Here is a 24,202-nt window from a genome sequence, read left to right on the forward strand (position 1 = left end):
TCCGCCAATCAAGCTCGCCCACCAGCCACTCCGGTGAATGCGCAGCGGGGTCGGAGCTGGCGAAGTCCACCACTTCCGCAATCGACACGTTAGGCAGCAGCAATTGCTTCTCGCTCATCGGTATCATGACGCAGGGCAGGGTTTGGCTGTTATCGTTCATCACTCATTTCCTCAGGCGGAATCCCGTTTTTGCCGGCCCTTGAGCAGGCAGGATTCTTCAATCGTTTTGACGAGTTCGCGGGCGAGCTGTTCCGGTGTACCACAGTATACGGAACACCCGGTTGCTGCCACGGAATCCGGCATGGAACTGTTACCGCAGCTGCCGCTCTCCTGGACCCATATGCGGCTACCATAGGCTTTCAGCAATGGCGCGGCAATGGCACCATCGTTGCCCATACCGGAAAAGATGATGGCATGGCATCGGGCACCGTAATGGTCGCCGATGTTCAGCAGTACCTGGTCAATGGAGGGGCCATAGGGGCCGGGCCAGGGTGTTTCCCTTTCCCTGAGTGCACCGCTGTCGTCCAGAGTCCACTCTCGCTCCACCGGCATCAGCACAACATCGCCATTGTGAACACGATACCCGGTTTCAGCCCGTTTGAGCTGGTAGTGGGCGTGACGGCCCAGCACGCGAGTCAGCACGTCGGTGAAATTGTTGTCGATGTGTTGGGCATAGATAAAACCCACTGGTAATCCGGGCGGCAGGCTGTCCAGAAAGGTTTTCACCGCGGCCGGGCCGCCCAGTGACGCCCCCAGAATCCAGACCTCTTCCGCCGGCAGGTCCGCTGAGGCCGGCTGGATCCAGTGAGGCAGTTTGGGAGAGGTTTCCGATTGCGGTTGTTCGGTGGCCAGCTCTTCAATAGCGGCCGCGGAATCCAGCTTTTCCAGGTGCCCGAGGGACTGCTCCAGCTTGTCCAGCAACCGGCGTTCCCAGCGGAAGTACTCCGTGGTGCCCGGTTTTGGGGCCGGGTCGAGACCAAACAGTACGGGGGCTTCGGTGTTCTCCAACAGGTGGTCAAACAGCACTGGGTGATCGGCTTCGTCTTCCAGGGTAATCAACCACAGGCTGGCTTCCGGGAATTCAGGGTAGCCCTGCAGGCGATCCGGGTCTCCGGAAAAGCAAACGTCCAGGCCGAACCTGGACGAGGCTTCCTGCAGGCGATGACGCTGCAGGACGATATCCGAGACGATACCGACCGCTGGCCGTCCTGGCTGGCCGGTCATCACTGATTCCTGGTCAGCCGCGTGATGGTGTCAAGCAGCTCGGTTTCCTGGAAAGGCTTGCCGAGGTATTCATTGACGCCAATGGCCAGCGCTCGCTCGCGGTGTTTCTCACCGGTACGGGAGGTAATCATGCAGATCGGCGTGTCCCGCAGGTTGTCATCGTGGCGCACAAAGCTCGCAACCTCGAAGCCGTCCATTCGGGGCATCTCGATATCCAGCAGGATAATATCCGGCTTGTGATCCTGCAGCTGTGCGACCGCATCCAGGCCGTCTTTGGCCGTGATCACTTCCATGCCATTACGCTCCAGCAGGCGGGACGTTACCTTGCGCACTGTTACCGAGTCATCCACCACCATCACCACGGTGGACTGCTCCTCACGGCGGGAGGCTTCCTTTGCATTCTCAAGGTTCGCCAGGCGCTGGCGCTCGGAGAGAATATCGGAACGGATCATGGCCGGCAGATCGAGGATCACCACCACGTTACCATCACCCAGAATGGTGGCACCGGACACACCCCTGACCGTACTGAACTGCGGTCCGAGCGATTTAACCACGATTTCGCGGCTACCCATCAGGCTGTCCACCTGCAGGGCCATGGGCTGTTCGGCACCCCGCACCAGGATAACCGGTAACGGCAGGGCCTGACCCTGCAGCTTGGGATGGTGATCACTGTTCAGCAGGCTGCCGAGATACTGCAGGCGGTACTGTTGTCCTGCGTATTCGTACATCGGTGCGTCAGGCTTGTAGTATTCCTCAAGCTCGTAGGTACTGACCCGAACGATGCCCTCAATGGTGTTCAACGGAATGGCGTAGAAGTCCTCGCCGGTAGACACCATCAATGCCCGGTTGACCGATACGGTGAAGGGCAATCGAACGGTAAAGACGGTGCCCTTGCCAACGGTGGAGTCGATGTCCAGGCTGCCACCTAGCTGTTTGATCTCACTGGCAACCACATCCATGCCCACGCCGCGGCCGGAAATCTGGGTAACGGCCTGGGCGGTGGAGAAACCGGGTTGCAGGATGAACTGCAGGATTTCCCGTTCGCTCAGGTCCTCGTCCTTGGCCATCATGCCCTGGCGAATGGCCTTGTCGCGAATGACCTGGGCGGGAATACCCGCGCCATCGTCGATCATCCGCAACACCACGTCACCACCTTCGCGGGTCAGCGACAGCGTCACTTCGCCGGTCTCCGGCTTGCCGTTCTTCTTGCGGTCGGCCGGCTTTTCGATGCCGTGGTCCAGTGCGTTACGCAGCATGTGCTCCAGCGGCGCGATCATGCGCTCGAGGATGTTGCGGTCCATTTCCCCTTCCGGGTTGCGGACATCGAACTCGACTTTCTTGCTGAGCTCGCCGCTGATCTGACGGACAATCCGGCGCAGCCTGGGCACCATGGAGGCAAACGGAATCATCCGGGTCTTCATCAGACCTTCCTGGAGTTCCGTGTTGATCCGCGATTGTTGTACCAGCAGGGTCTCGGTGTCCCTAACCCGGTCGGACAGGGTTTCCCTCAGATCCGCAAGGTCCGACGATGACTCCGTCAGGGCCCGTGACAGCTGCTGGATGGCGGAATAGCGGTCCATCTCAAGCGGGTCGAAGTCGTCGCCGTAATCCGGGCCGTGCTCTTTCTCTGCGCGGAACAGGATCTGGGTCTCGGTTTCGATTTCCATCCGGCGCAGCTGCTCGCGCAGACGCTCGATGGTGGCGGCCATTTCGTCCAGGTTGTGGCTGAAATCGCTGGTTTGCTGTTCCAGTCGACCACGGGTAATACTGGTTTCACCGGCCAGGTTAACCAATTCGTCCAGCAGCGGCGCGGAGACCCGGATGGTTTCCTGGGGCGCACGCTGGGCGGCAGCCGCTTTCGCGGGCGTCTTGGACGGAACCTTGTTGGGTTTGGGCGCGGGTACGACCGGTTTTTCCGGTTTGGCAGGCGCTTCCGCCGCCGGCTCCTGGGTCTTCGGCAATTTCTCTGTTTTTGCGTCCGGTTTGGCGGGTTCTGGAACAGCGCCTGTGTCTTCAAACCGCTTACGGATATCTCCCACCAGCGCCACAATTGCGTCGTGGTCATTGGTGATGGCCTGCCAGGCCTCGTCGCCCGGGGTATTACCGCCCAGGTCGATCAGCCGCGTTTCCAACGCGTGGGCCTGGTCGCCAAGCTCGACAAGCTGCGACAGCCGCGCACCACCTTTAAGGGTATGGAGGGCGCGCTGGGCTTCCTGGTTAAAGTGGTGGTTAGCCGGGTCCTTACGCCAGTCATCCAGTAACTGCTCCAACTGGTCGAGGATCTCGCCGGCCTCTTCCAGGAAAATCTCCAGGACTTCGGCATCGACGGTTTCACCGTCTGCAGAGGGTTCAGCCTGAGTGGCGGGCTCGGACAGCTCGTCACCGGAGACTTTGTGGGCGTCGTTCAGTGCTTCAACCAACACCATGTCCGCAGTGGGCTTGTTGCCCTCTTCCAGGCTGGTGAGCATGGTTTTCAGTGTGCCATGCGCTTTTTCACTGAGTTCCAACAGGATTGACTGATTGCTGGAACCGGCGATCAGAGGGTCCAGGGCATCAGACCAGGCCTCGGCCAGATCGGCAATCGGGTCGACATCGGACAGACGAGCGCCACCCTTGAGGGTATGCAGCTCCTGCTGCAACTGGGTAACGCCAGCCAGTTCTTCAGGCTCGTCGCGCCACTGGGCCAGGCATTCGCCAATGGCTTCGTGAATCTCCAGGCCTTCGTCGAGGAAGATGCCAACCAGGTCATCGTCGGAGGCCTTTGCAATAGCCTCTGTGACGGATGCCGGTTGTTCGTCGGCTGTGGGTGCCTCGTCGACGGGTTCCGGTTCTTCCGCTGGGTCTTCAGGTTCCGCGGATGGTATTGGCTTGCCAGAGAGGATGGCTTCAACCTTGGCCACCAGTTCTGTTGCCGGCGGGCAGGGTTTCTGGGTGGCAACCTGTTCAACCATTTGCGCCAATCGGTCGTGGCAGGCAAACAACAGATCGTTCATGTCGCTGCTGGCGTTCAGTTGGCCTTCGGCGACTTTCTCGAACAAATCTTCAAGTACGTGGGTCAGGTCGCCAATGGCATCGACGCCCGCCATCCGGGCACCGCCTTTGAGCGTGTGCACATCGCGTTGCAGCTCTGCCGCCACATCGCGATTGTTGGGGTCTTCACTCCAGGTATGTAACGCGCTGCCTGTGGAGTTGATCAGGTCGTAGGCTTCTTCCAGGAAGATGCCGATCAGTTCCGGATCCAGGTGAGACAGATCGGTGGCGTGTTCCTCTTCAGGTTCCTCCACCGTGGTTTCTGGCTCTTCGGTATCATCCTCTTCCAATTCGGCCAGCGGAATCTCGTCATCATCTTCCGATTCAGCGTCCTGCTTTGTGACATCGGTCACTGGCCTGGAGCCCGTGGCGCTGTCCATGTAGGCGTGGATTTCACTGATCAGGTCCGGCGCCGGGCGCGGTGGCTCCTGTTGCTCAAGGGCATCGACCATACCTGCCAGTCGATCATGGCTGCGGAACAGCAGGTCGGAAAGCTCACCGGTAACGGCAAGCCGTTGCTCGGTCAGTCCTTCAAACAGGTTCTCCAGCTCATGGGAAAGATCGCCCACCGGTTGGATATCCGCCAGGCGAGCGCCGCCCTTGAGGGTATGCAGGTCCCGTTGTAGAAGGCGTAAAAGATCCAGGTTTTCGGTGTTGTCGCTCCAGCTCTGCAAGGCATCGGCGGTACTGTCGATCAGGTCCCGGGCTTCCTCAAGGAAGATCTCCGCCAGTTCCTGGTCCATGTCTTCATCGGTGTCCGCCAACGGTGGCTGCTCGCCATCGGGTTCCGGGGCATCTTCCGCCTCGGCTTCCAGGCTGCGATCGATCTCTTCCAGATCCCCGGTGAACTCCTGCTCAAACGCATCCGGCTCATTGTCTGCGGGCGTCGCGGGAGCGAGGGTGTCCAGCTCGGCAATCAGATCGGCATTGGCCTCGGTGGCCAGTCCGGCCGCGACCTGATCCATCATGTTGATCAGGTGTTCATGGCCTGCACGCACACTGTCGTAGAAAGGCGAATCGGGAACAAAATCGGGGTTTGAGGCACGCTCGTAAACCTGTCTCAGAGCACCTGACAGCTCAGCAACATCGGCCAATCCGGCGTCCTGTGCGCCCTCAGTGAGCAGGTGCAGCTCCTTGCGCAGGGTGTCCAGGGCGGAGGTTGCTTCGGGATTTTCCGACCACTCATCAAGAATCCGGTCGGCATCCAGCAGGATATCCAGACCTTCGTTCAGGAACAGCTGAACCAGTTGCGGTCGTGCGCTTTCTTGCGGTTCATCGGTTCGGGAACCATCGCCACGCAGGGTGGCATTGCTGACCTGCTCCAGTTTTGCCAGGAAGGTTTCGGTGCCCGGCAGGTCCGCCTGGGGATTCTCCCGAATTTGGCCAAGGCCCTGGGTCAGGAAATGACAGGTATCGCCAATCAGGCTTATAACGTCGCGATCGGCCCGTTTGTTTTGTGCCCGGGCTTCCTTGACGAAGCGTTCCAGGGGCGTGATCACCGCGGCAATAGGTGCGATACCGGCGGTGTGTGCGCTGCCTTTGAGGGTATGAAGCGCGCGAGACAGGTCATCGGTATAAGCAACGCTCGCTTTGTCGCCTGCGGCATCGAGGAAATCCCGCAGGGTTTGCAAGTGGGTTTCGGTTTCACTTTCGAAAATGTCCAGCAGCACTGGGTCGACGACGGTGTCGTCTTCCTCTTCCGCTGCTGTCAAATCTGGCTCGGCTTCTCCGTTCGTCGCTCCTGACTGTGGCTCAGACGGAGGCATGGTGCTGGCATCGGGAATTTCGCCGTTTGCCAGGGCGTTGGCGCGTGCTTCCATGCTCGATGTGTCGCGGGAAGGGGGCTGGCGTTTCTCGAAATCGTCAACCAATTCCGGCAGGGCCGCGGTAACGTCTTCCAGCAGCGCCGCAATGTCGTCGTTCATGAAAATGCTGCCGTCAATCACGCGGTTCAGCATGTTCTCAACAGACCAGGCCAGTTCGCCGACAACCAGCGCACCCACCATCCGACCACTTCCCTTCAGGGTATGGAAAGCGCGCCGGACTTCCGAGAGCGCCGTGCGGTCGTCGTGCTGACGTAGCAACATGGGCAGGTATTCGCGAACGGTATCCAGTACCTCACCGGCTTCCTCGATAAAGATCTCGAGAATTTCATCGTCGATAAGGTCATCGTCAAACTCAACTTCAGCTGCGGACGGTTGCCCGGTACTGACAGCTTCGCCATCGTTGCCACTGTCGATTGTGGGTAGCTCATCATCCGCTGAACTGCCGTCTTCCGATGCGGTGTCGATGTCAGTTTTTCGCGTGGTAGACAGAGCTTCAGCGCGTTCAATCAGCTCTCCAACCTCGCCATCGGCCTGTCCGTCACGGAAGTCGTTGATCAGCGCAGGAATTCGACTGTTGACGTCATCAATCAGGCTGAACATGTCATCGGTGGGTCGTAGCGTCTGGTCGATCACCCGGTTGAGCAGGTTTTCCACGGACCATGCCAGTTCACCGATGCTGGTTGCGCCCACGAGCCGGCCACTGCCCTTGAGGGTGTGGAACGCGCGGCGGACTTCAGTCAGTGCGTCGCGATCGTCGTGGTTTTGGCGCAGGCGAGGATAGAATTCATTGATGGTTTCCAGGACTTCTTCGGCTTCCTCAATGAAAATGCCGAGGATCTCATCATCCAGCAGTTCTTTATCGGAGCTCTTGGATTCGGCTTCTACCGATTCGACGGGTACTTCCGAATCAATAACCGGCACGTCGTCAGCTGTTGGATGCTGCCAGGTAGGCTCCTCGCCAACCGGGAAGCCCAGGGAGTTCAGGCTGGCCTCGGCAACCCCGAGTACGCTCTCATTGTCGCTGATGCCCTCGGCGAGCCGCTCCAGATAGTACTCAATACTGGTAATAGCGTCGGCCAGCGTGTCGAGCTGTTTCCAGTCGGGAACCTGCTTGCCCCCCAGCAGTACGTCGGTGATGTAACGTTCGGCGGAGGCGAGCATGTCGGCCACGCGGTCAAGGGGAATCAGGCTCAGGCCACCACGGATGCTGTGCAGGAGGCCGGGGACGTGTTCGATTTCACCGGTTTCCCATTGGGAAGCGATGAAATTGACGATGGCCGTTTTTACCTGCTCCAGCGTATTGCGGGACTCCCGCAGCAAAGCGCTGCTGGCTTCACCCAGTTCGCGGGAGCCAAGGTTGATGGTTTGGGTGTCGTCGCCGATGGCATCCGATTCCGACTGTCGGTCACTGTCCAGGCCAGCCAGACTGGCTTCGACGTAGAGCAGAGCGCCGGCAATATCCATCAGGGTGCCGTCATCCACCGAGTCAGACTGGTTGGCCAGCTTCTCCACCAGTTCGATCTGTTCGGTAATGACCTTGCGGGGTATGCCCAGGCCCAGCACCGCCAGGGTATTGGCGACCTGGCGCAGGCCCGGAAGCAGTTCTTCCAGTTCATCGTTCTGGCGTAGCTCGGAGCGCACAAACAGATCGAGCTGGTCTTTGAGTTTGGCCAATTCTTCGTTGAGGGCGCTGACCACCGAGTGGATGGCGTCACGCCCTGGGCCCGAAACCCGGTTCTTGGCGGCGTCCACATCATCGTCGGAAGGCAGTGCGTGATCGAGCCGGTAGCTGTCGCGCAGTTCCCTCACGAGTGGTGTATCGAGATCGCGAGCACGAGCAACGTAGTAGAGCAGATGTTTCAGGAGAGCTTCTGGAACCGCCTGCTGCAGGATATCAATGTGCTCGTCTGTAAGACGGCGAATTTCGGCGTCCAGCTCGCGCAACAGGGACTTCACGGCTGTATTGACCGGGTTCGCATGCTGCTGGAGCGTTTCCACGAATGCTCCGGCTGCTTTCCAGAGTTCGCCCCGAGGCGTTTTCTGGCACAGGCGGATCAGCCGCTGGATCACCTTCTGCATGTAATCGAAATGGGCGTCCAGGTCGGCCTCGCGAATCACGCCAGCGAGGGCGAACTGATACATCTGGCGCAATTTGCGGATATGTCCAAGTACCTTCGGATCCTGAAGGCGCTGGGACACATTGGCGGCAGCCGTTGCCCTTGAGGGCGACAGGTCTGGCTTGAACAGCGATGTATCGGACAGCAGGGACTCACCCCGTGCAGCACGGAGATCGTTCAGCAATGGTAGTAGCACCATCGGGAAATCGTCTTTGCTACTGGCCAGGTGCTCCAGATACTGGGGCAGTTGCAGGATGGCCTGCATCAGCACATCGACGGCATCGTCCACACTGGCGACGGTTTCGTTCAGGACCGCCTGGGTCAGTTTCTCCATTTCCTCGGTCAGCAGGGCCGCGCCGTAAAGCTCGACCATCTGCAGGGTACCGTGAACCTGGTGGAGATAGTTCAGGCAGAAGCGCAGGCGCGCGGTGTCGTCACGATTCTCGACATACGCTTCCAGTGCGTGCTGACCCTGGGTCAACGTGTCCTGTATTTCGCCCCGAACCCAGTCCAGGGCGATGCTGTCATGGTGATTGCCCATAACCACTCCGGTTATTCTTCGTCAGTCTGGCGTTTGATCCACGCCAGCACATGTTCCGAGGGTACCCTCTGTAAGCCAGGGGGCTGCCAGTCGGTCAACTCTCCCTGGCCCAGGACCAGCAACCCCCCGGGCGCCAGCCGCTCTGCAAGCCTTTTCACGATTTCCCGCCGGCGCCAGCGCCGGAAATAAATCAGCAGGTTCTGGCAGAAGATAATATTCATTCCATGCATCGGAGCGTGTTTCAGATCCAGCACATTCAGTCTGGTGAAACACACCCGCTCCCGGATGCTTTCTATAATCTCGACGTTGTTCCGTTCCGCCGGCCGGAAATACCGGGCTTTCATGGCGTCATCCATTCCCATCAGCTTGCGGGCACTGAACAGGCCGGACTGGGCCTTGTCGATGGCCGGTTTACTGATATCGGAGCCGGTAACGCCAAACAATGGTTGTAGCGACAACCCCTCCATACTCTCATTCAGCAGCATGGCCAGCGTGTAGGGTTCCTCGCCGGTGGAACATCCCACACTCCAGGCCTCCAGAGGGCGCCGTTTCAGCGTCTCCCGGGGCCGGGTAAGCACATAGTCAGACACCAGCCGGAAGGCATCCGGATCCCGGAAGAACCGGGTTTCCTGAACCGTCAGACGATCCACCAGGGTGGACCATTCAACGACAGCGTCCGGGCCGGATACGATCTTCTCGTAATAGGCCTGATAACTACTGCAACCAATCTCCCGCATGCGAATCCCGAGGTTGGTCTCGAGAAACGATTTGCGCCCGGAAGACAGGGTAATGCCGGTACGATGTTCAAGCAGCGTCTGCCACTGGTTGAACTGCGCCTCGTCCATATCGGGAAGTCGGCGCAGTGACCAGATGCCTTCGGCAGGTGACAGATGGTTGCGTGTTTCAGCCATAAACTGTCAGCAGCCTCGGAGCGGTTGTCAGCTCACCACCGGTACGTCGCTGTCTTCCTCTTCTTCCTGATCGGCCGACTCTTCTTCGGGCAGTGTGAAGCCCGCAACAGAGGACCGCAGTTCAGACGCCATTTCTGCCAGGTTACCGATAGACTTCGCGGTCGCGTTGGTACCGGAGGACGTCTGCGAGGTGATTTCCTGGATGACGTTCATGGTGTTGGAAATGTGCGCCGCAGAGGACGACTGCTGACGGGCGGCGTTGGAAATGTTCTGGATCAATTCCGCCAGGGACATGGATACGTTCTCGATTTCCTCGAGCGCAATACCCGCGTCCTGTGCCAGACGTGCACCACGGACCACCTCGGCGGTGGTGTGTTCCATGGAGATAACGGCTTCGTTGGTGTCTGACTGGATCGTCTTAACCAGTGCCTCAATCTGCTTGGTTGCTGCAGAGGAACGTTCCGCCAGTCGCTGAACTTCGTCCGCAACCACCGCGAAGCCTCGGCCTGCGTCACCGGCCATGGAGGCCTGGATCGCGGCGTTCAGGGACAGGATGTTGGTTTGGTCGGCGATGTCGTTGATCAGGGATACGATGTCACCGATTTCTTGGGAAGATTCACCCAGACGCTTGATCCGTTTGGAGGTTTCCTGGATCTGCTCACGGATGTTGTCCATGCCGCGGATGGTGTTCTGTACCACTTCCGCGCCTTTCTTCGCGATCGCAACCGACCGTTCCGCAACCGCGGAGGATTCAGCCGCGTTGGAAGATACCTGGTCGATGGACACGGCCATCTCGTTCACAGCGGCAGAGGCGCCGGCAATTTCCTGGGCCTGGTGCTCGGAAGCATCCGCCAGGTGCATTGCTGTGGCCTGGGTTTCCTGGGCGGCTGACGCTACCCGTACCGCAGTACCACGGATCGCCTGTACCAGTCCACGCATCTGGTCGATCGCGTAGTTGATGGAGTCGGCGATGGCGCCGGTAAAGTCCTCGGTAACCGTGGCCTCCGTGGTCAAGTCACCGTCCGCCAGGTCAGCCAGTTCGTCCAGCAGTCGCAGGATCGCGTTCTGGTTCTGCTCGTTCTGTTCCTGGGTCGTTGCCAGACGCTCCTGGGCTTCGCGGTAGAGCACCACACCGATCATCACAACGATACCGACCATCGCGGCCAGGATGATGAATGCTAGCGTGGGGCTGACGAAACGGGATCCGGCCTGGCCGGTGAATTTCTCGGACAGAACCGACAGTTCGTCCAGCAGAACCTGTGAGTTCTGGAAGATGTCGCTGGCCGCAGTACGCACCTTGAAGAGGTCGGGAGAGGCTTCAAGGATGGCGTCTACGTTCTGGGAAACGAATTCAAACAGTTCGCCAACGGCTTCCAGGCCGTAGATGGCATCTTCATCGTTTACCTGGGAGATGCCCATGGCCGGGTTGCCATTGACCTGGCCGTCTAGAACCCGGCCAAACAGGCTGGCGTCGCGGCCAAACCGGTCAGCGGCGATAACCGCGTCTTCGTCACCGGAAAGTACGTTGTTAACCGAGCGCACAATCCGTTCCGCCAGCAGGGACTGGCGCTGTGCCAGTGCGATCTGTTCAGCGGGTGCGTTGTTATCCAGCAGGATCTGAACGATGTCGTCGTATTCCACCTGCAACTGCGGAATGGTTTCGTTCAGGGTCCGTGCCACTTCGTGGAGGCCGAGTACCGCGTCCTGGGTGGACAGGATGCTGTCGGCGTTGTCACGAACCGATTCCCAGGTCGCCTGCACGTTGCTGTCCTGTGCAACCTCGCTTGGGGGCAGGCCGGTTTCCGGATTACCGTCAACTACATAGCCCCACAACCGTTCGAACTCGTCACGGGAACGTCGCAGTGCGTCGAAAGCTGACGCGGTACCACCGGCGGCTTCCGTCGCGTTTTTCGCGATTTCCTGAGACAGCACCCTCAGTTCGGCTGAGTGAGCGATGTATTCCTGATCGTTCTGGCTGTCCCGATTGATAATGAACAGCACCGCAACGAGCAGGACGGTCAATGCGATCAGCGCGGCAATCAGGCCGGCAACCAGTTTGTTGCCTCCCTGTCCCATACTGAGTCTTCCGGCTCTATTTTTCATTTTCTGGCTCCCGGCCTCTTCGTAATAGTGGCAAGTTTGTTTCTGCGGGCGTTGGGCAGGCGGGAAGATGTTCCTGCCAATGTCACCACCCTTACCATTGCGCTACATCCAGGAAGCGTTCGTCACCGAGAAGCTCGGCGGCGGAAAACACTTTCCAGACTTCCTCGTTACGCTCGTAGCCGCCATTCACAAACGGCTGAACGCTTGCAGGCACATCCTGTGGCGATGCCACGAAGCTGTCCACTGCGAAATACTGCATGCCTGAGACGCTGTCGACCACCAGGCCACTGAATACGTCCCCCTGTTCGACAACCAGCACCCTGCGTTCGCGGGTGCTGCGAGAAGAACGGGGAACTTCAAAAAAGCCGGCAAGGTCGACCAGTGGCAGGAGGCGGCCACGCACGTTGGCAGCGCCCATCATAAACGGATGAACCCCCGGTATGTGGGTATAGCGGGGGACATGGAGAATTTCAGTGACTTCACCCATGGGCGCTACGTAACGCTCACCCGCCAGAACAAATCCGATTCCGTTCCAGAGTTCAACGGCTTCCTGTTGTTCCGGCAGACCGGCAGCCATGGCACGGCTGCGTCGGGCGATATCCGTCAGAACGGCAAAAGGGGCGGCCTGGGCGGACATGCTTACTCCACGGTTGGGGATCAGGCAATCAGGCTATTGATTGTTTTGATCAGGTCGTCTTCAACGACAGGTTTGACGAGGTAACCCTTTGCACCCTGGCGTGTTCCCCATACGCGGTCTGTTTCCTGATCCTTGGTGGTGACAATCACCACCGGAATGGAAGCGGTTTCCGGGGCGCGGGTCAATTGACGAGTTGCCTGGAAGCCGTTCAGGCCGGGCATGACGACGTCCATCAGGACCAGATCTGGTGTTTCAGCGCGTGCCTTGGCAACGCCGTCGGCGCCGTTGTCAGCGGTCAGCACTTCGTGCTTGTGCTTTTCCAGAATGGTCGAGATTTTCTTAACCTCGGTCGGGGAATCATCAACAATCAGAATGCGGGCCATGGTGTCCTCAATAGTTCTTTGCTGCAGCAGTTTTATTGTTCCGCCTGGGGAACATACTGGCGAATCGTGTTTAGAAGCTCGTCCTTGCTGAACGGTTTGGTCAGATACTGGTCTGAACCGACAATCCGGCCTTTGGCCTTGTCGAACAGTCCGTCTTTACTGGAGAGCATGATGACCGGCGTCTTTTTGAAAGAGGAGTTGTTCTTGATCAGTGCGCAGGTCTGGTAGCCGTCCAACCGGGGCATCATGATATCGACGAAAATGATATTGGGTTGGGAATCGGCGATTTTCGCCAGAGCGTCAAAGCCATCCGTTGCGGTAATGACTTCGCAACCGACTTTCTTAAGAAGGGTTTCGGCGGTGCGACGAATGGTCTTGCTGTCGTCGATCACCATAATCTTCAGATTCTCGAAGTTGTCATCCATTGTCCAACTGCCTTGCGCTCAGCGACTGTCGTTATTTTCAACCGGGGTTTTTAACACAAACATTAACGATGTTCTATAAATCCCGCTCATTTATAGAGTATTGGCGGCCGGATAAAAAGTATAACTTTGTGACCAAATGTACTTCTGCCCGGAAAGTCACGTAATTGATACGGGATTTCTCCGGATGCATTCGCGGCTCGGGTACAATACCATCTGTGTCCACAGCATAGCACTTATTCCCAGGATCGCTCTGCAGACCGGTTCGTGTTTTCAACCTTTTACCTGGCGAGGCAATATGACAGTCCGACTCGGCATCGTGATGGACCCCATCGAAAAGATCCATTTCAAGAAAGACAGCTCTCTGGCCATGTTGCTGGCGGCGCAGAAGCGGGGCTGGGAAATCGAGTACATGGAGCTACCGGACCTGTACCTCAAGGGCGGACAGGCGAGGGCGCGAACCCGTGACCTGACCGTACACCTGGACCCACAAGACTGGTTCGGTTTCGGTGGCGCCCAGGACCGGGCGCTTGGTGATCTTGACGTCATCCTGATGCGTCAGGACCCACCGGTGGACCGGGAGTTCCTGATGGCCACGTTCATTCTGGAAATTGCCGAGCAGCAGGGCGCCCTGGTGGTCAATCCGGCTTCCACGCTGCGGGATTGTAACGAAAAGCTGTTCGCCGCCCAGTTTGAGGACTGCACGCCGCCGTTGATCGTTACCCGCTCGGCTGAGCGACTCAAGGAATTCTACGCCGAGCATGGTGATGTCATCATGAAACCGGTGGACGGTATGGGCGGGCGCTCCATCTTCCGGGTCAAGGAAAACGATGACAACCTTGGGGTGATTATTGAAACCCTGACCAACTATGGCGCCCACCAGGCCATGGCGCAGAAATACATACCCGAGATCAAGCAGGGCGATAAACGCATCCTGCTGATCGACGGCGAGCCGATTCCCTACGCGCTTGCGCGTATCCCCTCGCAGGGTGAAAATCGTGGAAACCTGGCCGCTGGCGGGCGAGGAGAGGGTCGTGAACTCACGGTACGCGATCGGGAGATCTGTGACCGCGTGGCGCCAGTGCTCAAGGAAAAAGGGCTCATTTTTGTCGGCATCGACGTCATCGGTGACTACCTCACTGAAATCAATGTCACCAGTCCCACCTGTATTCGGGAACTGGATGCCGCCTACGACATCGATATTTCCAGCCAGTTGCTGGATGCCATCGAGCGCCGTCTGAAATAATGACCTCCAGCCAGGTCTAACCGAGGGTAAATAGCAGGAATGGCAGTACAGGTCAGCGATTTTGATCGGTTTTCGTTCACGCTCTTCATGGCGCTGGCGCTCCACGCCATCGTGGTGCTGGGTATTACCTTTGCGCCCGAGTCTCCGCGCTCCTCGGCTCAGACCATGGAAATCACACTTTCCCAGTTTGACGACGAAACCGATCCGGAGGAGGCTGATTTCCTGGCCCAGACCAGCCAGAAAGGCAGTGGTACCGAGGATGAGCCGGTGGAAATGACCACGCCGCAGCCTTCCGACGTCAGCCAGCCGGAGTTCGCTGAGGTTCAGCCGGAACCTCCGTCTCGTGTTGAGCCCAGGCAAGAACAGGAACAGCCGGTGGTGCAGACACAGGCTCAGAATGAACGCCAGGTATCAGAGCCCTCGGCAGCGGAACCAACATCGGAAGAGCCGCTACCAGTGAAGGAAAAGAAAAGCCTGATGGAGCGCAGCCTGGAAATTGCCAGTCTGGAGGCGCGGTTTGATCAGCAGCGCAGGGCCTACGCCAAGAAACCCCGGGTCATGCGGGTAACCGCGGCCTCGACGTTGAAATCGACCAACGCCTGGTACGTTCAGAACTGGGTCAGCAAGGTAACCCGTGTCGGCAATATCAACTATCCTACCGAGGCCAGGCGAGCCGGAATCTATGGCACTCTGCGGATGCTGGTTTCCATGAGGGAGGATGGCACAATAAAGGAACTGGCTATACTCGAATCATCTGGCAGTAGTGTGCTTGATGATGCGGCAATACGCATCGTGAGAATGGCAGCACCTTTCGCGCCTTTCCCGGATGAGATGCGAGAGAATGTCGATGAACTGGAAATTATCCGCACCTGGGTATTCGAACGGCGGGGGCTGACATCGGGATGACAGCATCAAAACACTCTCCACACAGTCTGCGGCACCAGTTTCTGGTGGCGTCTCCTTATTTGCAGGATCCACGTTTCCACGGTGCAGTGATCTATCTGTGCGAGCATTCGGATGAAGGCGCCCTGGGGCTGACGGTGAACCACCCTCTGGACATCCACCTGGGGGAAATTCTGGAGCAGCTGGACATGGAGGGTGGCGAGCTCGACGTGCCAGTATACGGAGGCGGCCCGGTTCAGCCCGAGCGCGGGTTTGTGCTGCATTCCCCGGACGCAGGCTGGCAGAACACTGCGCAGGTGGCTGACGACGTCTTGCTGACCACCTCCCGTGACGTGCTGTCTGACATTGGTGCAGGCAGGGGGCCGAAGAATTACCTCGTGTGCCTGGGCTATGCCGGCTGGAGTGAGGGACAGCTGGAAGAAGAGCTCTCCAGCAACGCCTGGCTGACCTGCCCCGCCACCGCCGATATCCTGTTCAGGACACCCTGGGAAGACCGGTATCAGGCCGTGCTCAAGCTTATTGGCATTGATCTCAACCAGCTCAGTGAGTTTGTGGGCCATGCCTGAGGCTGGCAACCGGCGTGTAATGGCGTTTGATTTTGGTACCCGCCGGATCGGTGTGGCCAGTGGTCAGGAAATTCTGGGGACTGGCAAGCCTCTGACCATGCTGCCGGCCCGTGATGGGGTTCCCGACTGGGAACAGATTGGTCGGCTGTTGAAAGAATGGCAGCCGGACCGGGTGCTGGTCGGCCTGCCCCTGAACATGGATGACACTGAAAATGACATGTGTGCACGGGCGCGGAAATTTGGCAAACGCCTGCATGGTCGCTTTCACGTCGAGGTTGAGATGGTGGACGAACGTCTCACCAGTTTTGAGGCCAAGGGCGATGTAATGGCGTCCGGTGGCAGCCGTGATTTCGGTCGCGATGGCGTCGATGACCGCGCCGCCGTTCTGATTCTGGAAACCTGGTTTCACCAGCAGGAGTCTCGTTCGTCCTGACCGGGCCCGGGCTGCTGACTATGGGGATTTAAATGACTGCATTGCTTGAAATCGACCGGCTGCTGGATGACCTGGAAGCTGGCCTGCGCAAGAAACTGGAAGAGCGGGGCGTAACCTCCCCGGCGCTCATTGGCATTCGTACCGGTGGTGTCTGGCTGGCGGATGTCATGAGTAAACGCCTGGGTCTCCAGGAACCCTGGGGGGAACTGGATATTTCCTTCTACCGTGACGACTTCAGCCGCATAGGGCTGAACCCGAAAGTGAAGCCCTCCAGCCTGCCGTTCAGCACCGAAGACCGAGACATTATCCTGATCGATGACGTGATCATGAGCGGCCGTACCATTCGCGCGGCCATGAATGAAATCTTCGATTATGGCCGGCCGGCGAGTATCATCCTCGCCACGTTGGTGGATCTGGGCGCTCGGGAGCTGCCCGTTCAGCCAGATGTAACCGGACGGGTGCTTGCCCTGCAGTCGCATCAGCGTGTCAAACTGCGCGGGCCGGACCCACTGCACATAGAACTCCAGGAAACAGGCCACTAATCAGCGAACGCATAACATCAACAGGCGACCCATGACGGCAACCGATCCCTCACAAACCTCCCTGCAGCTGACCGCGGACGGCCAGTTACGCCATTTCCTGACCCTCGACGGTCTGAACCGCGCGCTGCTGACGGAAATCCTGGATACCGCGGATTCGTTTATCGAAGTGGGGGAGCGCAGCATCAAGAAGGTGCCACTGCTGCGGGGTCGCACCGTGGTCAACCTGTTCTTCGAATCCAGTACCCGCACCCGCAGCACCTTCGAACTGGCTGCCAAACGGCTGTCAGCCGACGTGCTCAATCTGGACATCAACACGTCCGCAACGTCCAAGGGCGAATCCTTGTCGGACACACTGCTGAACCTGGAAGCCATGGCCAGCGATATGTTCGTGGTGCGCCATTCCCAGAGTGGTGCCCCCCATTTTATCGCCGAGAGCGTTACCCCTGGAGTTGCCATTATTAATGCCGGCGACGGCCGCCACGCCCACCCAACCCAGGCCATGCTGGACATGCTCACCATTCGCCAGCACAAGGGCGGATTTGAAGGCCTGAAAGTGGCGATTGTCGGTGATGTGCTGCACTCGAGGGTGGCCCGTTCCCAGATTCGTGCCCTGAATGAACTGGGCGCTGCTGAAGTGCGCGTTATTGCGCCCGCCACCCTGCTACCAAGGGACGTTGAGAGCCTGGGGTGCACTGTGGAATATGACATGACCCGGGGTATGAAGGATCTGGACGTGGTGATCATGCTGCGCCTTCAGAAAGAGCGCATGGAGGGTGCACTGCTGCCCAGCGAACGCGAGTTTTACCGGCTCTACGGCCTGAATCAGGAGAAGTTGGCGCTGGCCCATCCTGAATGCATCGTCATGCACCCGGGGCCGATCAACCGGGGTGTGGAAATCGAGTCCGCAGTCGCCGACGGGCCACAATCCGTGATCCTCAATCAGGTCACTAACGGTATCGCCATTCGTATGGCGGTGATGTCCATGGCCATGGGAGGTCAGATGGCCGAGCGCAGTCGCAAACTGGCGGGGAGGGCCCGGGGATGAGCAGCCTTAAGATTATCGGTGGCCGCCTAGCCGACACCAACGCTGAAACCACCGTTCTGGTCCGTGACGGGCGAATCGCCGCCCTGGGTGAAGCGGCCGAAAAGGAACCCGCCGACCACGATTTCGACGCCACAGGCTGCCTCCTGACACCCGGATTTGTGGATCTGTGCTGCAACCTGCGTGAGCCGGGCAACGGCCAGAAAGGCAATATTGCCTCGGAAAGCCTCGCCGCCGCTCATGGCGGCTTCACAACCCTGTGTGCCTCACCGGACACCTCGCCGGTCAATGACTCCGGCGCGGTGACCAACCTGATCCTGGACGTGGCCGCGAAGCGCTCTTCGGTGCGGGTATTGCCGGTTGGCGCAATAACCCGTGGCCTGGAAGGCGAACTGCTCAGTGACATGGCCGGCCTGGCCGGTGCTGGCTGTATCGCACTGGGCAATGGAGCCCGCCCGGTGAAAAATGCCAGAGTGTTGCGCCGTTGTATGGCCTATGCCCGGACATTTGGCCTGACGGTGATGTTCAGCCCCGAGAACCAGGCGCTGGCAGCGGACGGCTACGCCCACGACGGCCTGGTGGCTTCGCGGTTGGGCCTGCTGGGTATCCCGGAGGTGGCGGAAACCGCCGCGATCATGGAAATGCTGTTGTTGGCGGAGGAAACCGGGGTTCGACTGCACCTTGGCCAGCTTTCCTGTGCCCGCAGCGTGGAAATGCTGGCCGATGCCCGCAAACGTGGCATTGCAGTGACCGCCGATGTGGCCATGCACCAGTTGATGTTCACCGAGGACGCCCTGTCAGGATTCGACAGCCGCTATCACGTGCGACCGCCACTGCGCTCTGAAAAAGACCGCCAGGCGTTGCTCGGCGGTGTGCGGGATGGCGTGATCGACGCCATCACCAGCCAGCACCAGCCCCACGATTCCGCTGCCAAACAGGCGCCTTTGGCGGCGACGGAACCGGGCCTGTCCACCATCGAAAGCACGCTGTCTATGGGGTTGTTGCTGGTCGAACGTGGCGAGCTGGACATGGCTAGCCTGATCCGCTCGCTGACTGGTGGCCCGGCTGAAGTGATTGGCCGTTCTGCCGAGCTCCGGCAGGGTGCGGTTGCAGACCTGTGTGTGTTTGACCCCGATGCCACCTGGGTTCCCAACGACAGCAGCCTCAGCTCTGTTGGGCGTCATGTGCCGCTGCCAGGAAAGGCCCTCCCGGGCGTTGTTCGCCTGACTCTGTGCGATGGGCGGCAGGCGTGGCCTCAATCTGACCTGTAGCTCCCGCCTTCATATCGCTTCATATTGGCAAAGTGTGGCAGAGGTTGCGTAACCTCTGTCGAGCCCGTCACAGTTCCTTACCTTTTTGCCCCAGAGCCCTTGAAGACAGGCACCTGTGCCAACGTATTCTTACCATCGCCGGCATAGTCTCGGCGAAGGAATGCGGTGACCTGTGCACATGTGGATGTGCCGTCGCCCAACAATAATAATTCAGGAGTCATCCCCGTGAAATCAGTCAACCTCCCGCGAAAGGCCACTGCGGTGGCAGCCCTGTGTGCCACTCTTGCGTTGTCGCCGTTCGTCCAGGCGGAATCAGACATCATGGAGCGAAGCTTCTGTGTGTTTGATCCGGTCGGTGCCAACGGTCCCCTGTTTGCCATTACCAAAACCTTCCAGCCGGTAGCCCTTAAGGAAGGTATCAAGCTGGACCTGCGTGCTTATACCGACGAGAAAGTCGCGGCCGAGGACTTCAAGGCCGGGCAGTGCGATGCGGTTTTGCTCACCGGTACCCGTGCCCGCGAATTCAACAAGTTTACCGGTACCCTGGAAGCCATGGGCGCTGTGCCCGGTGAAGAGGAAATGCGGCTGCTGTACAACACCCTCAGCCAGGAAAAGGCACGCCCGTTCCTGATTGACGGTGACTACGAAGTGGCTGGCGTATTCCCCGGTGGCGCGGTGTATCTCCACACCCGGGATCGGGCCATTGATTCAGTGGAAAAACTTCAGGGCAAGCGCATTGCCACGCTGGATTTCGATACCGCGTCCGTGCGCATGGTGCGCCACGTAGGGGCATCTGTAGTGGGCTCCAACTCCGCCAACTTTGCTGGCAAATTCAACAACGGCAGTGTTGACCTGGCCTACGCTCCGGCGGTTGCTTATTCGCCCCTGGAACTCTACAAGGGCGTGAACCCGAACGGTGGCGTATTCAAGTACGCCCTGGCCTATATGAACTTCCAGGTGATCATCCACCGAGACCGCTTCCCGGACGACGCCGGCCAGATGGTGCGTGACCAGGCCATCAAGCGTATTGACGAGGCCTATGAAATCATTGCCGAAGCCGAAGCCGGTATCCCCGACGACATCTGGATGCATCCGCCACAGGAAGACGTTGCCGAATACGACAAGATGCTGCGCAAGGTGCGGTTGTCGTTGCTGGAAGATGGTGTCTACGACGAGCGTGCGATCAGTCTGATGAAGGCGATTCGCTGCCGGGTGGACGGTGCCCGTTCCGAGTGCGCCTCCTGAGCCGACAATGAAAGGGGCCCGGGCGGGCCCCGGTTATCGCTTTAACGGATGGAGTCTTTCAGTGCCTTACCTGCCTTGAAGCCGACAGTTTTGCTGGCGGGTATCTTGATGGTTGCACCCGTTTGAGGGTTACGGCCATCCCGAGCCTCACGGCTGCGGATGTTGAAGGTGCCGAAGCCAATCAGAGTGGTGTCTTCGCCACGGGCCGCGGCGGCGGAAATCTGGTCAGTAACAGCGGTAATGACTTCGCTGGCTTTGTCCCGGGACAGTCCGGTTTTATCCGCAACGGCGGCGGCAAGTTCAGGTTTGCGCATCAGGTACTCCTTTTTGTCGTTTTTGGTCACTGGCCGACGGATGCGACGCCGTCGGCTGATCAAAGCTATAGCGGTTTGCGGGCCAATGTGCAAACCGGCAATTGAAATGCATTTGAAGCGCCGTTTCCATTTGCGGGATGTGTCTCATAAAAACAGGGAGTTGTCGGCGATAATGCCGATTCGGTTACAAACCGTAACAGATTGTGAGTGCGGCCCTGGCCTGGTGACACTCCGGTTCTGAACCAACGCTCCGAACAACAAAAACGCAGAAGAGTAGAAGGTACAACGTTATGACGAGTATTCAGAAACCTGTCAGTCAGGCTCATCGGGGCAATACACGTTTCCGTAGTGCAATGGCCGCTGTGCTTGCCAGTGTGGTTTTGAGTGGTTGTGGTGTCGTCAACAACATGATCTATAAAACCACCGGCGACGTGATGCAGGGCTTTTCCCGCAATCACACCGTGCCCTATCTACTGGAAAGTGACGACCTCGCCATGGGGTGCGCCATGAGTGAGGCCACCGCGCCCCTGCTGATGTCTTTTGGCCGGGTTACCAGTGAACCTGACCAACTGGCGGTGATGCTGTACCTCTCGGCTGGCGGGTGTGCAGAGGAGCAGGCACGGGAACACGAACTGGATGGTCTGGCCGCCCTGCGTGCGATGGACGCGGAAGAAGCGGAAGACGCCATGATTCGCCAGAAGCGCGCGCTTTCCCTGGCCGCCAAACGCTATCACCGGGGCTGGAAGCACCATAACGCCTTCTATGGCAAACCCGATGCAGGTGAGTGCCCTGATTTCGATGACGACCTGGGCGAGTTCATCTACATGGCGGGCTTGTTGTCGGGCTTGCAGGCCCTGAACGCTGAAATTCAGTCCACCTCGTCCATTGGCGTCCCCAAGAACATCGGCTCCACGGTTTCTCGCGCGACCCGTTGTCTGGAAAACGACAAATGGTGGGGGGCTCCCATGGCACTGCGTGCGACGGTCTGGGCAATGATTCCTGGAGCACTGCCAGAGGGCGAGGATCCTTTTGAGCGGCTGGAAATTGCCGACGCGCAGGGCGAGGAAGCCGGTGTCAGGATCAGCCACGTGTTCCACGCCATCGCGGCCCAGAACAAAGGTGACGAAGAACGCCTTCGCGATGTGATCCGTAGCCACGCTCAGGCCATCGAGGAAACACCAGCGAACGAGGAGTGGGTCTTTGTCGATGCGATGGCCACGGACATGATTGTGGCGATCTCCGATCGGCTGTGGATGGAAAATACCGGGCACCGGACGCCCATGGGGCAACTGGGTACCTTCTGGGACGACGAGAAGGAAGCGGTCGAAACCATGGATCTGGACGATCTGCTGTAAATCAATGTTCCCAGAGTGAGCTGTTATGTCCCAGGGTGGTTTTCGACGTAATGGGTTGGAGTGGTTGTCCTCTCTGCCGGCCTGTCTGCTTTTGCTGTCGGTGGTGCTGTTCTCCACCAGTAGCGACATCCACAATCAGATGCTGCGTGGCGGCGAGCAATTGTGGAGCGGCTACTACAAGCTGAGAGTCGACCCGGTACAACCCACCTGTGACCCGAACGTGGACATCGACGCCGCCGTTCAGGAAGAGTTGGCGAAAGAGGGCTCCGACAATCCCATGGCGGCCCTGCTGGGAGAGTCGGAAAAGGACCCGGATGAAGTTCGCCTGGCCATTGAACGTTCGGTGGCGGATTGCCGCCAGAGCTACCAGAGTTACGAGAACCTCAAAGACAAGCTTACTCCCGGCGTAAAAGCCTACCGGGCAGTGGAGCTGTTTGTGGCCGACCTGATTGCCTTCGGCCTGGAGTCCCAGCGCTACATACTGGTGATCCTGGTAATGCTGTGCGCGGTGACCGCCACCCTGACTCGCCACCACATTGCCATGCGGGCCATGGAAACCCGCCTGGACTACATGGTTTCCCACACGCTGCAGACCGTCGCCAATGCCATGCTCCTGGGGTCCAGCGTGATCTTCCGCCAGTCTAGTTTTGGCGCCGACACCACCATGTCGTCCGATGAGCTGTTGCTCCATAACCTGTGGATTACCGGTTTTGCCGCATTGACGCTCACCAGCCTGTATCGGCTCGTCAGGGTGCCGGATGACCTGAGGGAAGGCGGCGATCTGAACAAGGCCTTCCTGGCGGTGCCTCTCTATACCGTCATGTGCCTTATCTCGGGGACTTACTTTGCGCTGATTGGTCACGCCTCCGGTATCGGTATCTATCTGGGCAAAATGATGGAGCTCTCCGACATGTTCCTGAACGTCGGGCTTTACGTGTGGGTAGGCATGATGCTGAAGCAGACGCGCCTGGCCACCCTGGTGTTCAATGTCTTCCGGCCCTGGCGCATGCCACCTGAAATGCTTGCTGTTGTAGCGGTGTTGGTGGCTGCGGTGCCCACTGCCTACACTGGCGCGTCGGGGATCTTTGTCATTGCGGCCGGCGCGGTTATTTACAGCGAACTACGCGCTGCCGGCGCCCGCCGTCATCTGGCCCTGGCGGCAACCGCCATGTCCGGGTCCATGGGTGTGGTCCTGAGGCCCTGCCTGCTGGTGGTGGTCATTGCCTACCTGAACCGGGAAGTCACCACCGACGAGTTGTTTGGTTGGGGTATATGGGTGTTCGTGCTCACCGCGACCATGTTCACGGTGGTGGCCCTCACGGTGAACCGTCAGAGCAAGTTCAATCTGGCTCCGGCCTCCACGGCCTTTCCACCCATGATGTCAGCGTTGAAGCATCTGATCCCTTATGCGCTGGTCATCGCTGCGGTGGTACTGCTGTACCGTTTTGCACTGGATGTGCAGATGGATGAATTCTCTGCCCCTCGGCTGTTACCGGTGATCATGCTGGCCATCCTGCTGTACGAACATGTCAGCCTGAAAAACCGCAAAGGCCGGGCCAGTGGCGAGATCAATCACCAGGGCCTGGAACGCAGCTTGCGCTCGGCCACCAACGACACCACGGCGGAAATCGGCGCGCTGTTGCTGCTGCTGGGTTTGTCGGTCAGTATCGGCGGGGTGATCGAACGCTCCCATATTATGGGAACCTTCCCCCAGGCATTCGACAGTGCCTGGTCTGCCATGCTGCTGATGGTGCTGATCCTGGTGGTGTTGGGCATGATCATGGACGCCTTCGGCGCCGTTATCCTGGTGACCGCCACCGTGGCCACCATCGCCTACAGCAGTGGCATACACCCGATTCACTTCTGGATGGTGACCCTGGTCGCCTTCGAGCTGGGTTACCTGAGCCCGCCGGTGGCGCTAAACCACCTGTTGACGAGGCAGGTTGTCGGGGAAGCGGAAGTGCTGGCAGCACAGCAGGAAGAGGGCACCTTCTACCAGCGCCACGAGCGTATCATCATGCCACTGATTGCCATGGGCATTTCACTGGTACTGGTAGCGTTTGTGCCACTGCTGTTCTACGCCTGAGTGTG

General features: G+C 58.9%; 18 protein-coding genes. 10 read left to right on the plus strand and 8 right to left on the minus strand.

From position 1 onward, the window contains the following. Positions 1-171 precede the first annotated feature (171 nt). From B3M52_RS09045 to pilG, 7 genes are all read right to left on the minus strand, one after another. Entirely contained in the window at positions 172-1,224 is a 1,053-nt protein-coding gene (locus B3M52_RS09045) for a chemotaxis protein CheB (protein ID WP_036211392.1), read from the minus strand. Then, positions 1,224-8,738 (minus strand): Hpt domain-containing protein, encoded by a 7,515-nt coding sequence (locus tag B3M52_RS09050; protein ID WP_075194697.1) that lies wholly within the window; start codon positions 8,736-8,738, stop codon positions 1,224-1,226. The genes B3M52_RS09045 and B3M52_RS09050 overlap by 1 nt, the downstream gene beginning before the upstream one ends. An 11-nt stretch (positions 8,739-8,749) precedes the next feature. Next, positions 8,750-9,649: a CheR family methyltransferase gene (locus B3M52_RS09055; RefSeq protein WP_036211386.1), complete on the minus strand. Its 900-nt coding sequence runs from the start codon at positions 9,647-9,649 to the stop codon at positions 8,750-8,752. 27 nt (positions 9,650-9,676) lie between these two features. Continuing rightward, positions 9,677-11,752, minus strand: a complete 2,076-nt coding sequence (locus B3M52_RS09060; RefSeq protein WP_036211383.1) for a methyl-accepting chemotaxis protein — start codon at positions 11,750-11,752, stop codon at positions 9,677-9,679. Positions 11,753-11,843: 91 nt separating this feature from the next. Continuing rightward, positions 11,844-12,389, minus strand: coding sequence for a chemotaxis protein CheW (locus B3M52_RS09065; RefSeq protein WP_007154226.1), 546 nt, complete (start codon positions 12,387-12,389; stop codon positions 11,844-11,846). Positions 12,390-12,409: 20 nt separating this feature from the next. Further along, entirely contained in the window at positions 12,410-12,772 is a 363-nt protein-coding gene (pilH, locus tag B3M52_RS09070; RefSeq protein WP_007154227.1) for a twitching motility response regulator PilH, read from the minus strand. A 32-nt stretch (positions 12,773-12,804) separates the two neighbouring features. Next, positions 12,805-13,197, minus strand: a complete 393-nt coding sequence (pilG, locus tag B3M52_RS09075; RefSeq protein ID WP_007154228.1) for a twitching motility response regulator PilG — start codon at positions 13,195-13,197, stop codon at positions 12,805-12,807. 295 nt (positions 13,198-13,492) lie between these two features. Here pilG and gshB point away from each other — a divergent pair, with 295 nt between their 5' ends. The 8 genes from gshB to B3M52_RS09115 all read left to right on the plus strand — a co-directional run bounded on the left by gshB (position 13,493) and on the right by B3M52_RS09115 (position 20,442). Beyond that, positions 13,493-14,440 (plus strand): glutathione synthase, encoded by a 948-nt coding sequence (gshB, locus tag B3M52_RS09080; protein ID WP_075194698.1) that lies wholly within the window; start codon positions 13,493-13,495, stop codon positions 14,438-14,440. A 39-nt stretch (positions 14,441-14,479) separates the two neighbouring features. Further along, positions 14,480-15,346, plus strand: a complete 867-nt coding sequence (locus B3M52_RS09085; RefSeq protein ID WP_075194699.1) for an energy transducer TonB — start codon at positions 14,480-14,482, stop codon at positions 15,344-15,346. Beyond that, entirely contained in the window at positions 15,343-15,909 is a 567-nt protein-coding gene (locus tag B3M52_RS09090; protein WP_036211379.1) for a YqgE/AlgH family protein, read from the plus strand. The genes B3M52_RS09085 and B3M52_RS09090 overlap by 4 nt, the downstream gene beginning before the upstream one ends. After that, positions 15,902-16,342 (plus strand): Holliday junction resolvase RuvX, encoded by a 441-nt coding sequence (gene ruvX, locus B3M52_RS09095; protein WP_041333003.1) that lies wholly within the window; start codon positions 15,902-15,904, stop codon positions 16,340-16,342. Before B3M52_RS09090 ends, ruvX begins: the two co-directional genes overlap by 8 nt. Positions 16,343-16,374: 32 nt before the next feature. Next, positions 16,375-16,884 carry a bifunctional pyr operon transcriptional regulator/uracil phosphoribosyltransferase PyrR gene (gene pyrR, locus B3M52_RS09100; protein ID WP_036211374.1) on the plus strand — a complete coding sequence of 170 codons (510 nt, stop codon included), beginning with the start codon at positions 16,375-16,377 and terminating at the stop codon, positions 16,882-16,884. Positions 16,885-16,915: 31 nt separating this feature from the next. Next, positions 16,916-17,929 (plus strand): aspartate carbamoyltransferase catalytic subunit, encoded by a 1,014-nt coding sequence (locus tag B3M52_RS09105; protein ID WP_075194700.1) that lies wholly within the window; start codon positions 16,916-16,918, stop codon positions 17,927-17,929. After that, the gene (locus tag B3M52_RS09110) at positions 17,926-19,197 is read left to right on the plus strand and encodes a dihydroorotase (RefSeq protein ID WP_075194701.1); all 1,272 of its coding nucleotides are present in this window, start codon (positions 17,926-17,928) and stop codon (positions 19,195-19,197) included. Before B3M52_RS09105 ends, B3M52_RS09110 begins: the two co-directional genes overlap by 4 nt. A gap of 321 nt (positions 19,198-19,518) precedes the next feature. Beyond that, the gene (locus tag B3M52_RS09115) at positions 19,519-20,442 is read left to right on the plus strand and encodes a putative solute-binding protein (RefSeq protein ID WP_226910031.1); all 924 of its coding nucleotides are present in this window, start codon (positions 19,519-19,521) and stop codon (positions 20,440-20,442) included. A 41-nt stretch (positions 20,443-20,483) separates the two neighbouring features. On the opposite strand, the gene B3M52_RS09120 is transcribed toward B3M52_RS09115, so the two are convergent. Beyond that, positions 20,484-20,756 (minus strand): HU family DNA-binding protein, encoded by a 273-nt coding sequence (locus tag B3M52_RS09120; RefSeq protein ID WP_036211361.1) that lies wholly within the window; start codon positions 20,754-20,756, stop codon positions 20,484-20,486. A 290-nt stretch (positions 20,757-21,046) separates the two neighbouring features. Here B3M52_RS09120 and B3M52_RS09125 point away from each other — a divergent pair, with 290 nt between their 5' ends. Beyond that, a complete protein-coding gene (locus B3M52_RS09125; RefSeq protein WP_075194702.1) occupies positions 21,047-22,111 on the plus strand; it encodes a hypothetical protein in 1,065 nt (354 codons plus the stop codon). Between the two features lie 25 nt (positions 22,112-22,136). Next, a complete protein-coding gene (locus B3M52_RS09130; protein ID WP_075194703.1) occupies positions 22,137-24,197 on the plus strand; it encodes a TRAP transporter large permease subunit in 2,061 nt (686 codons plus the stop codon). The last annotated feature ends 5 nt before the right edge of the window (positions 24,198-24,202 follow it).

The organism is Marinobacter sp. UBA2688 (assembly GCF_002352785.1).
Classification (GTDB): Bacteria; Pseudomonadota; Gammaproteobacteria; order Pseudomonadales; family Oleiphilaceae; genus Marinobacter; species Marinobacter salarius.

Coding starts and splice junctions, on each gene's coding strand:
- B3M52_RS09045 (WP_036211392.1), bottom strand. CDS start 1,224: ATGACCGGCCAGCCAGGACGGCCAGCGGTCGGTATCGTCTCGGATATC.
- B3M52_RS09050 (WP_075194697.1), bottom strand. CDS start 8,738: ATGGGCAATCACCATGACAGCATCGCCCTGGACTGGGTTCGGGGCGAA.
- B3M52_RS09055 (WP_036211386.1), bottom strand. CDS start 9,649: ATGGCTGAAACACGCAACCATCTGTCACCTGCCGAAGGCATCTGGTCA.
- B3M52_RS09060 (WP_036211383.1), bottom strand. CDS start 11,752: ATGAAAAATAGAGCCGGAAGACTCAGTATGGGACAGGGAGGCAACAAA.
- B3M52_RS09065 (WP_007154226.1), bottom strand. CDS start 12,389: ATGTCCGCCCAGGCCGCCCCTTTTGCCGTTCTGACGGATATCGCCCGA.
- pilH (WP_007154227.1), bottom strand. CDS start 12,772: ATGGCCCGCATTCTGATTGTTGATGATTCCCCGACCGAGGTTAAGAAA.
- pilG (WP_007154228.1), bottom strand. CDS start 13,197: ATGGATGACAACTTCGAGAATCTGAAGATTATGGTGATCGACGACAGC.
- gshB (WP_075194698.1), top strand. CDS start 13,493: ATGACAGTCCGACTCGGCATCGTGATGGACCCCATCGAAAAGATCCAT.
- B3M52_RS09085 (WP_075194699.1), top strand. CDS start 14,480: ATGGCAGTACAGGTCAGCGATTTTGATCGGTTTTCGTTCACGCTCTTC.
- B3M52_RS09090 (WP_036211379.1), top strand. CDS start 15,343: ATGACAGCATCAAAACACTCTCCACACAGTCTGCGGCACCAGTTTCTG.
- ruvX (WP_041333003.1), top strand. CDS start 15,902: ATGCCTGAGGCTGGCAACCGGCGTGTAATGGCGTTTGATTTTGGTACC.
- pyrR (WP_036211374.1), top strand. CDS start 16,375: ATGACTGCATTGCTTGAAATCGACCGGCTGCTGGATGACCTGGAAGCT.
- B3M52_RS09105 (WP_075194700.1), top strand. CDS start 16,916: ATGACGGCAACCGATCCCTCACAAACCTCCCTGCAGCTGACCGCGGAC.
- B3M52_RS09110 (WP_075194701.1), top strand. CDS start 17,926: ATGAGCAGCCTTAAGATTATCGGTGGCCGCCTAGCCGACACCAACGCT.
- B3M52_RS09115 (WP_226910031.1), top strand. CDS start 19,519: ATGGAGCGAAGCTTCTGTGTGTTTGATCCGGTCGGTGCCAACGGTCCC.
- B3M52_RS09120 (WP_036211361.1), bottom strand. CDS start 20,756: ATGCGCAAACCTGAACTTGCCGCCGCCGTTGCGGATAAAACCGGACTG.
- B3M52_RS09125 (WP_075194702.1), top strand. CDS start 21,047: ATGACGAGTATTCAGAAACCTGTCAGTCAGGCTCATCGGGGCAATACA.
- B3M52_RS09130 (WP_075194703.1), top strand. CDS start 22,137: ATGTCCCAGGGTGGTTTTCGACGTAATGGGTTGGAGTGGTTGTCCTCT.